This window comes from Pyramidobacter porci (genome assembly GCF_009695745.1).
In the GTDB taxonomy this organism is placed as follows: domain Bacteria; phylum Synergistota; class Synergistia; order Synergistales; family Dethiosulfovibrionaceae; genus Pyramidobacter; species Pyramidobacter porci.
The window spans coordinates 38,216-54,113 of the sequence record NZ_VUNH01000011.1 but is presented as its reverse complement, the minus strand read 5'-3'; the positions used below and the strand labels follow the sequence as shown (position 1 = coordinate 54,113).

Below are 15,898 nucleotides of genomic sequence, written 5' to 3'. Positions count from 1 at the left end.
TATATTCGCAGAGTACTGACGTTTTTATCCTATTTTCTCTTTTTTCGCCGCCATCGCTGCCGCTTTATTTCTCAGATTTCCAATCATGGCAGAATATCCCAAAATGTTCTTCAACCATTCGATACAAACAGAAAGCAGCGATGAAACTGCCAGCAGAACAATCACAATAAGCCAAGCGTACTTGAAGCTGTATGTAAACTTATAGTACCACACCACTCTGACAAAATTATGAATCAGGAAAACGTTCATTGAATGGATTCCCAGAAATTTAAGGGAATTCCCCAGCAACGGTATCGGATTTATAAACTCGAACATCAACGCGATGGTTAAAAACGACACCACACCGTCCCATATCGGCAACAAAGGCGTATATCTCGTAACCTGCCTCCAGTATAGAAATAACGTAATGAAGACAAGAATCAAAGTGGCCTTCAGCATCTTACCGATTCCACGTGCTCCTGCCGGTTTCCAGTCTCGGAACTGGCACAGCCAATTATGATCCGCGGTCGCGATTCCCAAGGCGACACAAAACGCATAGTGAGGGAGATAAGCAAAAGTACATTTTGAAGAGACAGGAAAAAAGACGGCACAGAGAACAGACATGCTCAGCAGAGAAACTGTCCCGAACCGCTTGTAGAAAGCGATCAGTATCGGCATCAGCGCAATAATCACCAAGGCAAGCGACAGGTACCAAAAAGTTGCCAGAAAGGTGGGCGTCCTGAACAGTTCCGCCAGTCCCAGAGAATCGATCAAAAAGTACAGCGCGCTCTTTATTCCATGGCCATAAATTTTAGCGTAGCGACCTCCTCTTATGATCAAGACAGAATACAACTGCACGAGGAAGAAGACAAAAACATACCCTCCCAAAAGAGTTGTCGTTCGCCGCGCCATCTCGGAATGAATATCTTTTACAGTCAAAAGAAGCATCTGACTTTTTTTCTTGTATGACATAAAAATGCCATAAGCGCTTAAAAATGTGAAAAGAGCGACGCATATTTTCATTGCCAAAGCAAAATAATTGACCAATTGTTCTGTGAAAGGATAAAAGATGACGGCCTGGCCTTTATACCTATCAGGAGCTAAAAAACAATGATGAATCAGCATAAGTATTATGGCCGATCCTTTTACTTTCAATGTATCGTCTTTCGTGAAATTCATCCGTTCCTCCACAATTCGAGTCTTATTTTATTCTCCCGATTATTATCATAAGACGTCTTACTGTTTCCCGAATCTCATGCTTTTACGGAGTATTGATTTCACGGTGCAAGCCAGACCATGCTGGCGCCATCGGCAAAGAGTGTCCTTAATTTTCCTCGGCACATACGTAACCGCGCGCCCCAGTCTATACGAGCGGCTGTTTTCCAAGCATGAAAGCCGCTTTTTCATCTTTGCCGCATCTTTCTGCATGCTTTCAAATCGGCCTACCCAAGCAAGATTTTCCTTCTTGATATTCTGCAGCTGTTTTTTGGCGGAACCAAGCTGTTGCGCCCTCCCGCACTCATCGGCCACCAGTGCCTTGAACAACAATCCCTGCGTCCGAGGCAATCCCCACCACGAACACCGCGCATCCCCCGACAGTTTTTGATAAAGATTTCTAGCCGCGCTTAAAAAGTCCTGAAGCACGCTCAGAGCGGCGGGAAGGTTGTCATCTTTCAGACCCACGTGTTGCACATATTGCCAACCTTTCATAAAAGCATAAAATTTTTCATAGACCTTCTCAAAAGGATCCGCTCTCACCATCTGCCTTTCAGCCGACTGCCGGTAGAAATCTCGGGGGAAATATCCCGTTCGCCCTGCCGCCAACATCGTGCAAAATGTAAAGAGATCGTTGCCATCGCTGGTTTCTTCAGCAAAACGTATTTCTGTTCTTCTCAAAAAATCCGTTTTAACAATCTGAGCAGATACTGAAGAACGGTACATTCGTTTCGATTTCAATTCACGCATTAAAGTCCGCCCATCACGACATTTGACGAGTCCAGCGAGAAACTCTGCCCTACTTTCGTTAACTTGTTCCGACTCAACATTGCCTTCATCAAAATATACGCCGTCCAAGCACAGTTCTTCCAACACGGCACACAGATGTTCCAGCGCGTACGGCGCCAGGACGCAACCAACGGGGAAAAACCAAAGGTATTTCCCCTTGGCATGCTCAATGCCAATATTCTTCGCAGCCGTCCGAGGTGAGAGTCCTTGCGAAAAAAGAGAGATTCGCTCATCACGACTGGCCAGGACTTTCAGCTCATTCAGATCTTCGCAGGCCGCGCCGTTCGCGATCAGCAAGATTTCAAAGTCCTCCCAAGACTGGCGTAGTATGCTCCCGATGCTTTCAACAACGCCCTCGGGAATGTTTTCTGTCTGAATAAGCACAGTTATCAGCGTTGCCGGCCTTGCAGATATTTTGATTACAGGAAAAGACTCGTGCCCACGGATTGAAAAACGGTTATGCCAGTCCAGCGCATGGAAAGCCCCGCGCGCGGCGTTGAGCGCCCCTTTATCGGGATAAAAGTCATCAGGATATGAAAAAACCCCCATTCTCGCAAAATGAGGCTTTCGCATCTCGCCAAAAACAGCAAATTTTTCATCATGATCCTGAAATGATTTCACTTGATAAGCAACGTTCTCGACCACAAACCTTACAAAACTTTTTTCCACCTCTTGGAATATTCCGCGTCGATGGAGGTCGTCATAAACCGCTTCGAACGCGACCATAAAATCACATGGCGAAATTTGCCTGGAACTTTGCAGATTACTGCTTTGTCCTTTGCGGTAATTCACCAGCGGCTCGTCAACGTAGGCGATCCGTTTCGCGACGCACATCGCCACTTCCGTCAGGAAGCAGTCATTGGTGTTGTGCAGCGGCTGAAACTCCAGCCCTTCCTCAAGGAGAAACTTCCTCCTGTAAAGCTTGTTCCAGCTTGCTGGCGAGGTGATATTCATAATTTCGTCGGGAATATCCCGCTTGGAAAAGACCTCCATTCCTTTGACGAGAAGACTCCTGAAACGATGAGGTGCCGGCGTAATTTTCCCGTTCACGGCATCATAATTCTGAGCGCCGCACACCGTAATATCGGCGTTATGAAAAACAGCCTGGGAATGCATCTTTTCAAGCATGGTGCAATCAAAAAAATCATCGGCGTCAAGAAAAATCACGTATTCCCCTCGAGCCGCCTTCAGTCCGGCATTGCGCGCCACGCCTGCATATTGGTTCTTTTGCTGCAGGAGAACGATTCTGTCGTCCTGTTCCGCAAAACGTTGCAGAATACCATATGAACGATCCGTCGAACCGTCGTCGACACAGATGATCTCGATCTCTTTCAGCGTTTGCGAAACAATGCTTCCCAAGCACTGCTCAAGATACGCATCCGCGTTATAAACAGGAATAACAACCGATACCTGAGGCAACACTCTGATCCCCTGCCTTTTCTAAAAACAGCGTGATGACATTTATTATACAAAAAAGAGTCGGATATTTCCGGCTCTTTTGGTGAATAATCAGGCAAGTGCAACGAATTCGAGTATCTATCCTCGCACCTATTTAAGCTAAAATTCCCGTTGCGGGACCGGACTTTTCGGCGGCAAAGTACACATATTACCCATTAAATAGCCAACTTCAGGCGGAGTGATCTTTTCAATGCCCGTTGTAGTTAGCGCCCCAGCATTTATTACAAGATTTCTTTTCTTAGCTTGAGATCTCTAGAATGTTTCTACGTAAACATCGATTTTATTTAGCTCATTATTCCAAAAAAGAGTATACCCCAGAGCTTTGTAAAAAAACATAGAACTTTCAAGTATTGAATATCCGCCCGAGAACGTTTGACTTGGATACGCGGTTCTCCTCTTCACCTGCAGCAACACAGAAATCACCCCAGGGAATCACAGCAGTTTTCCTTTTGATTGCTTGAAGTGCCGTCGTACAAACCACACAAGCCTTGCTAAGTACTCCGCCAGCTTATAGCGCTTTGACTTTTTAATCTTCTGCAGTTCATTCTGCGTTTTTTGGTAGTTAGAGACAAGCGCGACATTTTCTTTCCGCAGTCTCCGGCACACATCTTTTAGTTCTTTTTCTGCTGTGAGAGCTCTCTGCAATCTATTGTTAAGTACGCGCCGTTCATTTTTTTCTCTGCAGCGCTCTGCGCGGAACATTTTACATATGGCCGAGACGCCCAACAATTGTACGCTATCCTCCATCTGCGGTGGCAACGTTAATTTCCTGACAAAATATCCATCTCCTAACTTTCTGTCAACCCAGTCGGTAATCTTCCTAAGCTGGACGTCATTCTGACACATTGTCATGTTGTCATGAGCAAGCGCTTCTTCCTGTGAGTCTGGCACATACTGCAAGCTTTTGTACTTATGCGCGACAACTACGGGAACATTTTCGCACAACTGCATCGCTTTCAGCCACAGGTCGTCTGCATTGAGGCACGTATCTTTGATAGCGTCGCTGTTGTAAAGCTCATTTTTTCTCATAATACCAGGAGGGAAAAGAGTGCCCGCACCATTAGTTGAGAGCAACTGCATACAAGGGCGATAGCGGCAATGATCCGTCTCAAGAATCCAGTTGTTATACGGCTCAATCTCCAGAGCCTCATTAATCACTATCAGATGAGCTCTCATGGCGCTGACGGCGCGAGGATAAATCAGATAGCTCACAAACAGCGAATCGATCATATCCGAAGGATAAATCAGATCGTCGTCGATCGTTATGACAATGTCGTCAGGATACGAGGGCAGCGCCCAGAAATACTTTTTATGCGGGCGCAAATCTTCGGCAATCCAGCGAACGGTCATCTTTCGCTGATCAACAAGTTTCCGTAAATTATCCGGCAGATCGTTTTCTTTCTTGGGAAATTGCTCTTCTGCAAGCCAAAGTACAATTTCGTCTGCTTTTCGACTCTGTCGGAAGATTGTTTCCAAAACGCCGGCAACATCTTTAATCCGTTTCGGATATGAAGTCAGAGAAATGACGATTTTGTGCCCAGCCAGCTTCAGGTAGTCTTCGTACGAGTTTTTACGTATAGCTCGAAACTTCTGCACGAGGAGTTCATTCTTTACGGTGTCGATGCTAACATTTGAAAACATCTCTCCGGCAAAAATGCTGCGTACCCGATTATAGTACTCTCCGAAAGACACGCTTTTATAATCTCCGTCAAAATAATTGATCCCAAAAATGCAGTTTTCAATTATGAAACGGCACAGTGAATCAACAATTTCCTCAAAATAAGGAAGCCGCTTTATCTGCTTCTCTGCACTTTGAACTGCTGTGATAATATTTGCCCAATTTTTCTTTTTTCTGGAGGTAATTGTCTGTGAATGCCCGACACGATATCTAAAGAGGGAATCCTTCAGAAAGGTCACGCGCGATGCCACAGCCATGCTGACAGCACAGAAGGTAATGTCATTAGTGGTTGAAATCTCTTCAAATCTAAGTTGATTTTTCTGTATGAAATCAGCGCGATATAGCTTGTTCCAAGGGGTCGGATTGACAACGCTCATGATCAGTTCCGGACAGTCACGCCAGCTGAAAACCTTACAACCTTTAGGGAGCCAATCGTCATGAATTCCCATGCGCTGCTCCTCATTCCCATTAGGGTAAAAACGCGAAAAGTTAAAAGCAACAATATCGGCCTCTTGAGCTTCGGCAGCATTTACGCATTTTTCGAGCAAATCCGGGGCGCACAGGTCGTCCGCATCAAAAAAGTAGACGTAACGTCCGCTCCCCTGCGAAAAACCCAAATTCCGTGCAGCACCTGCGCCTTTGTTCGACTGCGATAAGATAACCACACGGGGGTCATGTCGTCTGTACTCTTCGAGAATTTTCAGAGAATTATCACTAGAACCGTCGTTCACGCAGATAACTTCAATATCTTTCAATGTTTGATTCAAAAGACAATCAAGACTTGCGGCAAGATATTCTTGTGCGTTATAAACCGGCATCACAACAGAGACAATGATTTTACCCAATATCTTTTCATCAGATTCTCCGCTCAAAGTTTTTATACGCTCCATCTCCTACGCTCCTATCTTATCGTCCACATTCTATGGAAACACTTATAATTTGACAGCTTTTTATTCCAAGCGTGCTGTATTGATCGAGACTGCAGAAGTGTCAACGTTTCTAAATTCTTACATGCTACAGACGAAGCCTAGTGATCTTGAGCTCATGATCCGGCAGTCTTTGACACCGCCATAGGCGCCTTCGCTGTATGCGACGCCGGCAGCACTGAGGACACGTTTTATTTCTTCCCACGTATGATTCTCGCCGGGACGCTCGCAGTCGTCCAACATGATCACAAAATCCTCGGCCAGGCAGTCGGGAAGTAATTGCAGCACGTCGATCCGGGCGTACTGTTTCATATCCCCGCCCAAGGGCGCGTCGATGGAAATGAAATCGAAGTGCTGCCCGGCAAAGGTCTTCGAGAAGTCTTTAAAGACTCGGACGGCTTCCGCTTCTTTGTACGGAACCAATTCTCGATCCAGGGTGACGATGCTGCTGCACGGCGGCAACTTGAAAGACCTTGCGAAAAATTCGATCCACTCCGGGTCGTGTTCGACGATCTGATGTCTGGCTTTACAGCAGGCGGCATATTGAGCGATCATGCGCGTCGACTGTCCGAGCCCCAGTTCAAGGATATTACGGGGATGGACTTCGTTCAAAACCCTATACATGACGTAGAGATAGGGATATCCTACGGCCCAGCGCCCCGGCGAAAAGGCGGTATCGGTCAGCCATTCGCTGCCCGTAATGGTGTTATTGAAGATTTCCGCCCAGACGGCCTCGGAAGCGTTGCGCGAGCTGATGACGCTCTGGCGGTTGACTTGGTTAATGAGCGTGTTCTGCTCAGACAGCTTGGCTTCATAAAGCGAAAATTGTTTCTGGAGTTCGGAGCAGATTTTTTCGCCATTGTGCAGCAGCTTTTGCAGTTCAGAGGCAAGGGCTTGGGTTTGCCGCTTGAATTGATTCTGCAGTTCAGCGGTTCGCTCGTCCATTTCGGCAATGATTCTCTGCTCTTGCTGATCAAGTTGCTTTTGAAGCTCAGTCAGTGCATTCGTTTGCTGTGCTCTTTGCTTGTGCAGCTCTGCCGTCAGCGTCTCCGCTGTCTGCGTTTGCTCTTTTGTGATATCCTGTAGGCGCTGAGCAACAGAATCCGAAAGATCTGTCACTTTTGCAGAAATTTTTTCGTCCGCTTCGGCAACAGCACTGCTTAGTTTATGGATTTCCCTGTTAAAAACGTCTACAGGTAGGGGATAAAAGCGCTTCAGTACTTTTTTCGCCCTTTGCAGTATTGTCATCTAAAGGACTCTCCTCTGAAGTTTCGCATCAATCTCTCATAAAGATATCGCGAGTGTAAACTTTGTCTTTCACGTCATCAAGCACGGGGTCATAGCGGTTGGCGATAATAACACGGCTCTGGCGTTTAAACTGCTCGAAATCGTTGACGACGACACTGCCGAAAAACGTCTCGCCGTCCTTGAGGGTCGGCTCGTAGATTATGACGGTAACCCCCTCGGCCCGAAGGCGCTTCATGACGCCTTGGATTGAGCTCTGACGGAAATTGTCGGAGTCCGCTTTCATGGTCAGGCGGTACACGCCGATAGTTATTGATTCTTCGCCGCGACTGCCGCATTCTGAACTTTCTTTGAAGTAACCGGCTTTTCGCAACACGCGTTCGGCGATAAAATCCTTGCGGGTCCTATTGGATTGAACGATCGCCTCGATCAGATTTTCGGGCACGTCCCGATAATTGGCGAGGAGCTGCTTCGTGTCCTTGGGCAGGCAGTAGCCGCCGTAGCCGAAAGACGGGTTGTTGTAATGGGAACCGATTCTGGGGTCAAGGGAAATGCCGTCGATGATCTGTTTTGTGTTCAAGCCTTTCATTTCCGCATAGGTGTCGAGTTCGTTGAAAAAGCTGACGCGCAGGGCCAGGTAGGTATTGGCGAAGAGTTTGACGGCTTCCGCCTCGGTAAAACCCATGATCAGGGTCTGTACGTCTTTTTTGAGGGCGCCTTCCCGCAGCAGTTCCGCAAACGCACGCGCCGCCTCGACGAGCCGCGGATCGTCAAGGTCTGTGCCGACGATGATCCGCGAAGGATAAAGGTTGTCGTAGAGGGCGCGGCTCTCGCGCAGAAATTCGGGGCTGAAGATAATGTTCCGGCTGCCGATCCTTTCGCGAATTGAACGCGTATATCCTACGGGAACCGTGGATTTGATAACCATAATCGCGTTGGGGTTATGTTTCATCACCAGTTCGATAACAGTTTCCACGGCGGAGGTATCGAAGAAGTTCTTGGCGCTGTCGTAGTTCGTCGGCGCGGCGATCACGACGTAATCCGCCTTTTTATACGCGTCCGCGGCGTCCAGCGTGGCGATGAGGTCTAATTTTCCCGCCGCCAGATATTGTTCGATTTCTTTATCCGCAAATGGTGATTTTCCACTATTGATCAAGTTGACTTTTTCAGGAACGATGTCAACAGCGTAGACTCTATGGTGCTGAGCCAGAAGAGTTGCTATGCTGAGTCCAACATATCCTGTCCCGGCGACGGCAACGGTAAGTCTATCTTTATTTTTCATTATGAACTCTTCTTTCATTATAGTAATCCCAAACGGATTCATTAGGTTTAGCCTAACGTACCTGTAATATTTCCGCAATAACATATATCCTAGCTAGAGTCTGTTTAAAAACGCTCAGTTTTTACTGTAGATTTCAGGCGACAGGATGTAGGCTCTCCCTAGGTTTGTTCCATTCAGCGCAGAACCGTATATATAAAGAATGTTAGGCTGCGTTGATGGCGAAGGAACAACTTTACGCCGTGTCTATACGCGGGTACGGTACATTTACAAAAAGAGACCGTCTCAAAAGTCAATCGAGACGGCTTTTCGCTGTCCTTTGGTAATTTTTGTCCGGTACGAGAAACATAACATGTGCGCAGAACAAAGGAGCCGTTAATTATTTCCCACGAACGAAAACGGAAAGTTGACTTTCAAATGAATGATTTGATAGCTATGCGACTTAATCAGCGGCTCCTTGTGATTATCCGAACAGATCGCTGTGCGAACCGGTACGGCTGAGGATCAAGACCAAATCGTTATGGTCAATAGCGTAGACGAGCAACCAGTCCGGCTCGATATGGCACTCGCGAAACCCTGACCAATTGCCGCCCAAATCGTGGTCGCGGCACTCTTTGGGGAGAGGCAGCTCTTTTGCGAGCGTTTCGATGACGTCTTCCAGCCGCCGAATATCGTACCCACGCTTGCGGATACGCTTGTAGTCGCTCTTGAAGGCCGACTGATATCTGAGGTTAAGCATCGAGATCGGCCATCAAGTCTTTTACGGACGAGAAAGTCTTGCTCAGGCCGCGGCGCGCGCGGGTGTCTTCCATGGCCGCGCGCGTCGCAGCGTTGGGGCGGTCGCGCGCGATGGCGAACGGGATCCGCCGCTCGTACACGACCTGGCGCGCAAAGATGTTAATGGCCACCGACGTATTCAGCCCGAAGTCGGCGAGCATTTCTTCGAAATCGGCTTTCAGGTTTTCGTCCATTCTTACGGTGACGTTGGTTGTCGCCATGATCATCAGCTCCTTTCTGTCTTAAATTGTAGTGTGATAAATGTGCGTTGTCAATACAACGCACTATTCAGTTTCAACTTCTTTGAAGATGTATCTCAACGTTGGGGAACGAAGAAGCGTTGCGTCGTTGAGCGGCTCATACTGCGTTTGTGCAACAACCCATTCTACTGGACGATAATCAGGATCGAAGAAACATTGTCCAACGGAACGGAGACGCTTCTTTTGGCCGCTGGGCAGCGTCACATTTTGCAAGAGGTGTTCGACGCCCTTTGTCGTTTCAAAGAACTGTTTGTATTCTTCGTTCCCGTCAAAATTGAAGTAAGCGGCGTTTTCATAATATCGTGCGCCAAATTCTTTGAGGAGCCGTGTCTTGCCTACTTGGCGAACGCCTTTTAAGATCAAAGGTTTACGGTAAGACGAGCGTTTCCATTCCCGCAATCGTTTCAGAACCAATCGTTCCATATACAGCACGCCTCACATTATTATTGGGATTTACGTGTGCCGCCATCACATAATTATTGCATTCTGTTCAACGGAAAAAAGCAACAGCCATCGCATAATTGTTTCAGTGTATAATTCTATGGCAGAGGCCGGAATTTGCGTGATGCGCGGCGGCTGACAATCTTTTATTGGAGGAAACGACCATGAACGTTTTGCTTACCGGCGGGGCCGGTTTTATCGGGTCGCATACGGCGGTCGAGCTGATCGCGGCGGGGCACGGCGTGGTGATCGCCGACAATCTGAGCAATAGTTCGGCTTCGGTGATCGAGCGGCTGGAGCGGATCACGGGCGTGCGCGTGCCGTTTTACCAAATCGACGTGGCCGACACGGCGGCGCTGGAGCGCCTCTTCGCGGAGCGTCATATCGACGCGGTGATCCATTTCGCGGGGCTGAAGGCGGTGGGCGAATCGGTGGCCAAGCCGCTGCTCTACTACCGCAACAATCTGGACACGACGCTGGCGCTGCTGGAAACGATGGCGGCGCACGGCTGCAAGCGCTTCATCTTCAGCTCGTCGGCCACGGTCTACGGCATGACGAACGCCGTTCCGTTCACCGAAGACATGCCGGCCGGCGGCTGCACGAATCCCTACGGCTGGACGAAGTTCATGATCGAGCAGATCCTGCGCGACGCGGCTGCCGCGGACGCGGAGCTGTCGGCGGCGCTGCTGCGCTATTTCAACCCGATCGGCGCGCACGAGTCGGGGCTGATCGGCGAGCAGCCGCAGGGCGTCCCCAACAATCTGATGCCGTATCTGTGCCAGGTGGCGGCGGGCAAGCTGCCGCAGCTGCGCGTTTTCGGCGACGACTACCCCACGCCCGACGGCACGGGGGTGCGCGATTACATCCACGTGGTCGATCTCGCCAAGGGGCACGCGGCGGCGCTGACTTACGCCGCGTCGCACACCGGCGCCGAGGCGTTCAACCTGGGCACGGGGCGCGGCAGCAGCGTGCTTGATCTGATCCGTTCGTTCGAACGGGTCAACAGCATTAAAATCCCTTACGCGATCGCGCCGCGCCGCGCCGGCGACATCGCCGCATGCTGGGCCGATGCAGGCAAGGCCGAGCGCCTGCTGGGCTGGAAAGCGCAGAAATCGCTCGACGACATGTGCCGCGATTCTTGGAACTGGACGAAGAAGTCGCTGCGATAAAAATATCGAAGGGACTCATAAAAAACGACGTCGCCGCGCCTGCCGCGGCGCCCGAAGCTCCCGCATCAATTTTGGCCTGATCGTTTATATTTTGCAAGTCCCTTATGCCCGACGTATCCCTGTCCAAGCGCGGCATCCCGGCCATGCGCCGAGAAAAAATCCGCGCAGAAGACACTTGTTTTTTGAACAGAGGCAAAATATAATTGAATAAGTTAGCGAACAACGAATATTATTACTGAAAGGATGGATCTTCTATGTATAAGCTTTGGAACGAGCTTCAGGAACTGAAAAAGCTGCGCTGGATAGACCTTTCGCATCCTCTCGATAATACAAGCCCCTATTGGAGCGGCATACCGGATGGATCCGTCGAACTCTGCAAAACTGTGTTCGACTGGGGCAATCCGATGCTTGAATGTCTCATTCAGACTTTTAAATTTCCCGGGCAGTTCGGAACGCACATAGATTTCCCAGGGCATTTCGTCAAAGGCGCACCGCTGTCGGAAGCCTTCGGCGTGAAAGACTGCGTGTTCCCGCTCTGCGTTGTCGACATTTCGGAAAAGGTAAAAGCCGATCCCTGCTACGCCGTGACGATAGACGACATCAAGGAATACGAAGCGAAATACGGAGCCATACCCGACGGTGCGTTTGTGGCTCTTTATACGGGTTGGAGCAAGAATTGGCCCGACATGGATGCCCTCTCCGGAACGAAAATAAAAGAGGACGGCTCTGAAAACTTCCCGGGGTGGTCGCTGCCTGCGCTCAAATATATCTACGAGTTCCGCTCCGCGGCTGCGAACGGGCACGAGGCCCTTGACACCGATGCGTCGGCCGAAGCGGCGAAGGCTGGCGACCTGGCCTGCGAGAGATATGTCCTTCAGCAGGGCAAACTTCAGATAGAAGTGCTTTGCAATCTTGATATGTTGCCGCCCGCCGGCGCGCTCCTTTTCGCGGGGTATCCCAACATCAAGGGAGCGACGGGACTTCCTGTCCGTGTTTTCGCTATCTGCGAGTAAAACTCGCGTCCGCCATTTGGCGTAAACGGCAAGGCGCCGCCGCGGATATTGCGGCGGCGCCTTGCCGTTTCGTTTACTCGTGCGCGAGCTGTTCTCAAGATTTCGGACATATTCCGATACTGATACTATTTCTTGATTGAAAAGCCAAACTCAAAGACGTTGCGAGCCATATCGATATTTTCTGTCGGGAATCAGTATAAATAACCGTTCCGCAACGTTACATTCAACCGGGAGATTATGTTTATGTCGTTCATAAAAAATCATGCGCGCTTTTTCAAGGGCGCGGCGCTGACCGCCGTCTTCGCTCTCGCGGCTGCTGGAATAGCGGCTCTGGCGCTGGTGCGCCGGGTCTGGGGGCGGGTGTCGATGGAGCAGATCCTGTTCCATCTGAACGTGCCGCTGACGGGCGGCGTCGACGCCAACCTGCGCCGCCTCATTTTCGCCGCGGCCGCGGGCGCGGCGGCAGTCACGGCACTGTACGGACTGTTCTGCGGCTTCTGCCTGCGGCGCGGACGGCGCGGGGCGGGGCTGCTGGCGGCGCTGGCGCTGGCGGGGTTCGCGCTGTATGCGGAACAGAGCGTCGGCGTGGCTGAGTTCGTTCTGCGCCAGTTCCAAACCACGGCGCTGTTCGACGCCGTGCCCGAGCCGCAGGACGTGCGCTGGTCGTTCCCCGGCGCCAAGCGCAATCTGCTGGTGATCCACATGGAATCCATGGAAGACACGTTCAACGACGCGGCGGTCATGGGCGCGCCGCTGCTGCCGGAGCTGGCGCGGCTGCAAAAGGACCACCTCCATTTCAAAGGCTTCCGCCAGGTGCGCGGCACGACCTGGACGACGGCGGGCGTGACGGCCTCGGATTTCGGGCTGCCGCTGCTGCTGCCGATCGGGCACAACAACTACGGCGACTACGAGTCGTTCCTGCCCGGCGCGCTGAGCATCTTCGAGGTGCTGGAGCGCAGCGGCTACGCGCTGGAATTCATGTTTTCCAGCGACTGTTCGTTCGGCGGCATCGAAAACCTGATCCGCACGCACGCGGAGCGCCCCGTCGTCAAGGATCTGCGCTGGTTCAGCCAGTACCGCTCCGACGTGGAACAGAACCGCGGCAACGGCTGGGGACTGCGCGACCGCTATCTCTACGAGCGGCTCAAGGAGGATCTGGCGCTGCGCGCCGCTTCGGGCGCGCCGTATGCCTTTTTCGTCGAGACGCTCGACACGCACGGGCCGGACACGTATTACTTCCTCGACCCCGACGTCCGCGCGGAAACGCGCTGGCACGACTTTCGCGACGTGATCCGCGCCGGCAGCCTGATGATGGGCGAGTTCATCGACTGGGTACAGGCGCAGCCGTTCGCCCGCGACCTGACGATCGTCGTTCTCGGCGACCACCTCTGGATGGGCGACACGATCGCCGGGCGCCCGCTGGGGAACGGACGCGCCGTGTTCAACCTGTTCATCAACGCGATCCCGCGCCCGGAGCGCGGGATCGAGCGGCTTTTCAGCGCGCCGGATTTCGCGCCGACGATTCTCGAAGCCATCGGCGCGTCCCTGCCCGAGCGCCGCTTCGGCATCGGCACGTCGCTGTTCAGCGCGCGCCCGACGATGATCGAGGAACTGGGCGAAAAAGCTTACGTCGCCGAGCTGGGCAAGACATCGGCACGTTACAACCGCTTCTTCAAGCGCCCTAAAGGCGCGTCCGCCCGGCCTGCGCCGCTGAAGACGAACGACTTTTCCGCGGGCGCGCCGCGCCTCGTCTTTTCCGAGCCGGAGCTGTTCATGAGGACCGGCGGCAGCGGCGCTTTTCAGTGCGCGGTCTTCAATTCGAGCGACAGCCTGCTTTCGGGAACGGGCGATACGCCGCTGCGGATCCGCGCGTCGCTCTGCGCCGCGGACGGTCACGCCATGCCGGAATATACGCGCGCGTTCCCGCTGCCGCGCGACCTGCCGCCGCAGGACGCCGAATACCTGCAGGCGTCGATTCCCGTGCCGCCGGAAGGCGCGTACCGCCTGCGGCTGGAATTCGTTGACGAAAAAGACCAACCCGTCGCCGCCGCCTGCGAGACGCCGCTGCGGACGTCGGCGCAGTGGCGGTACGCCGCAGGGGACGGCGGCGCGCCGCAGGACGAGCGTACCGTGCTGGACGGCGGCGCGCCCTGCGTCGCCTTTGCGGGCGCGCTGGAAGTCTATTGCCATCGGGACACGCTCTTCTGCAAGATGCTGGACAGCCGATTGTCCGCAGAAGATCTAATTTTGCGCGCCCGCCGCGGCGGGCAGACCGTCAGGCTGACGCCGCGCGAGCTGTGCCGCGCTTCCGACCAAAAATTCCGCTGGGCCGCCGCGCCGCTGGACGGAGCCGGTCTCGAATATCTGGAAGCGGGCTGGCGGCGCGGCGGCGCGGAAAACATGCGCCCGTTCAGCCTCCTTCCCGCGGCGAAAAGCGCGCCGCTGCGCGAAGAGCAGGATCTCGCCGCCTATGTGCAAAAGCTGGCGCGGTCGGAGGCGCTGATCCTCGCCGCCGTCAACGCCCCGGGGCAGAAACCCGGCCTTTTGGCCGTGCGGGACGGGCGGATTCTCACGCTTCAGCACGGCGAGCCCGGTACGGCGCTGCACTTCGACGGCGAGGAAGGCGGCGTTTACCTCGACCTCAACACGTACGACGAGGCCACCACCGCCCAGTCGCGCACGCGCGCGCGGCTGTCGCTGCGCGTGAACGGCCTTGAATACGCCTGTGCGCAACAGGGCGCGAACTTCGTCGTCTTCGATCCCGCCTGCGGCGAAGTGCTCGACCGCGCCGCCTGCGCCGCGTCGATATCGCTGGACGAACTGGCGCCGCTGCTCGCGGGCGCGCAGCCCGGGAAGGCGCGGCGGGGCGTTGGCGAAACTTCCAAACTGCTCCATTGCCCCGTCGATCACCGCGTCCCCGTCGAAAAGGGCGCGTTTCTCGCCTCGTGGCCCGGCGGGCCATACGTCGCGCGCTCCGGCGATCGCCTTTACTTCCAGACGGCATGGGAACAGGTTTTCAAAATCAGACTGCTCGGCGCTTCAGAAAGCGCGGGCGCCGCGCCGCTGGACTGCGCCGTGTCGGCCGGATTCGACGGCGTGATCTCCGCCCTGCCGGCGCAAGGTCCGTCCGCCGACGTCGGCTTTATCGACGCGCAGGGGCAGAAACACGCGCAGTCCGTCGACCTGACGCCGCTCTTTCTGGAAACGGACTTCTGCCGCTATCTGCGGCGGCTGGCCGATCCCGATTACGTCGTGCTGATCTCCGTGCTCGACGAGGGCGCGCGCCGCCTCACGGAGACGCACCGCAAACTCTTTGCGCCGCTGGGGCTCGACCTGGCGCTGTCCGGCAAGCGGCGCTGGAGCTACGCGGCCGTCAGCGACGGCGGCAAAAAGGTCTGCGAGGAATGCACGCCCGGCCGCATCGACACGGCCGTCGACGCCGCGGGGCTGAAGATCAAACTCATCAGCACGGGCATGGAAGCCGGCTCCGAGTCGTCGATCCGGATCGACGGCGTCGAGTATTCCGCGCAGTCGCTGGGCATGAACATCGTCGTCTACGACAAAAAACGACGACGCGTCGTCGACAGCGTCGCCTTCAACACTTACGCCGACCTGTCCGCCTCGCGCAAAAACCCCGCGTTCAAACGGTAAACGAAAAGCGGCGAACCT

Annotated in this window: 11 protein-coding genes; 3 read left to right on the top strand and 8 right to left on the bottom strand. The window is 53.2% G+C overall.

The features are described 5' to 3' along the window. Positions 1-24: 24 nt before the first annotated feature. The 8 genes from FYJ74_RS10015 to FYJ74_RS09980 form a co-directional block, all read right to left on the bottom strand. Complete coding sequence (locus FYJ74_RS10015) at positions 25-1,158, bottom strand: acyltransferase family protein (RefSeq protein WP_154529441.1); 1,134 nt, start codon at positions 1,156-1,158, stop codon at positions 25-27. Positions 1,159-1,215: 57 nt separating this feature from the next. After that, positions 1,216-3,402, bottom strand: a complete 2,187-nt coding sequence (locus FYJ74_RS10010; RefSeq protein ID WP_154529440.1) for a glycosyltransferase family 2 protein — start codon at positions 3,400-3,402, stop codon at positions 1,216-1,218. A gap of 471 nt (positions 3,403-3,873) precedes the next feature. Then, positions 3,874-6,009 (bottom strand): glycosyltransferase, encoded by a 2,136-nt coding sequence (locus FYJ74_RS10005; protein ID WP_154529439.1) that lies wholly within the window; start codon positions 6,007-6,009, stop codon positions 3,874-3,876. 117 nt (positions 6,010-6,126) lie between these two features. After that, positions 6,127-7,293 (bottom strand): hypothetical protein, encoded by a 1,167-nt coding sequence (locus FYJ74_RS10000; RefSeq protein WP_154529438.1) that lies wholly within the window; start codon positions 7,291-7,293, stop codon positions 6,127-6,129. 28 nt (positions 7,294-7,321) lie between these two features. Beyond that, positions 7,322-8,572, bottom strand: a complete 1,251-nt coding sequence (locus FYJ74_RS09995; RefSeq protein WP_154529437.1) for a nucleotide sugar dehydrogenase — start codon at positions 8,570-8,572, stop codon at positions 7,322-7,324. A gap of 460 nt (positions 8,573-9,032) precedes the next feature. Continuing rightward, entirely contained in the window at positions 9,033-9,308 is a 276-nt protein-coding gene (locus FYJ74_RS09990; RefSeq protein WP_154529436.1) for a type II toxin-antitoxin system YafQ family toxin, read from the bottom strand. Continuing rightward, positions 9,301-9,567, bottom strand: a complete 267-nt coding sequence (locus FYJ74_RS09985) for a type II toxin-antitoxin system RelB/DinJ family antitoxin (protein ID WP_154527881.1) — start codon at positions 9,565-9,567, stop codon at positions 9,301-9,303. Before FYJ74_RS09985 ends, FYJ74_RS09990 begins: the two co-directional genes overlap by 8 nt. A gap of 63 nt (positions 9,568-9,630) precedes the next feature. After that, complete coding sequence (locus tag FYJ74_RS09980) at positions 9,631-10,029, bottom strand: AAA family ATPase (RefSeq protein ID WP_154529435.1); 399 nt, start codon at positions 10,027-10,029, stop codon at positions 9,631-9,633. Between the two features lie 182 nt (positions 10,030-10,211). Here FYJ74_RS09980 and galE point away from each other — a divergent pair, with 182 nt between their 5' ends. The 3 genes from galE to FYJ74_RS09965 all read left to right on the top strand — a co-directional run bounded on the left by galE (position 10,212) and on the right by FYJ74_RS09965 (position 15,880). Beyond that, a complete protein-coding gene (gene galE, locus FYJ74_RS09975) occupies positions 10,212-11,216 on the top strand; it encodes a UDP-glucose 4-epimerase GalE (RefSeq protein WP_154529434.1) in 1,005 nt (334 codons plus the stop codon). Between the two features lie 254 nt (positions 11,217-11,470). After that, the gene (locus tag FYJ74_RS09970) at positions 11,471-12,229 is read left to right on the top strand and encodes a cyclase family protein (protein ID WP_154529433.1); all 759 of its coding nucleotides are present in this window, start codon (positions 11,471-11,473) and stop codon (positions 12,227-12,229) included. Between the two features lie 243 nt (positions 12,230-12,472). Beyond that, positions 12,473-15,880 carry a hypothetical protein gene (locus tag FYJ74_RS09965; RefSeq protein WP_154529432.1) on the top strand — a complete coding sequence of 1,136 codons (3,408 nt, stop codon included), beginning with the start codon at positions 12,473-12,475 and terminating at the stop codon, positions 15,878-15,880. Positions 15,881-15,898 lie beyond the last annotated feature (18 nt).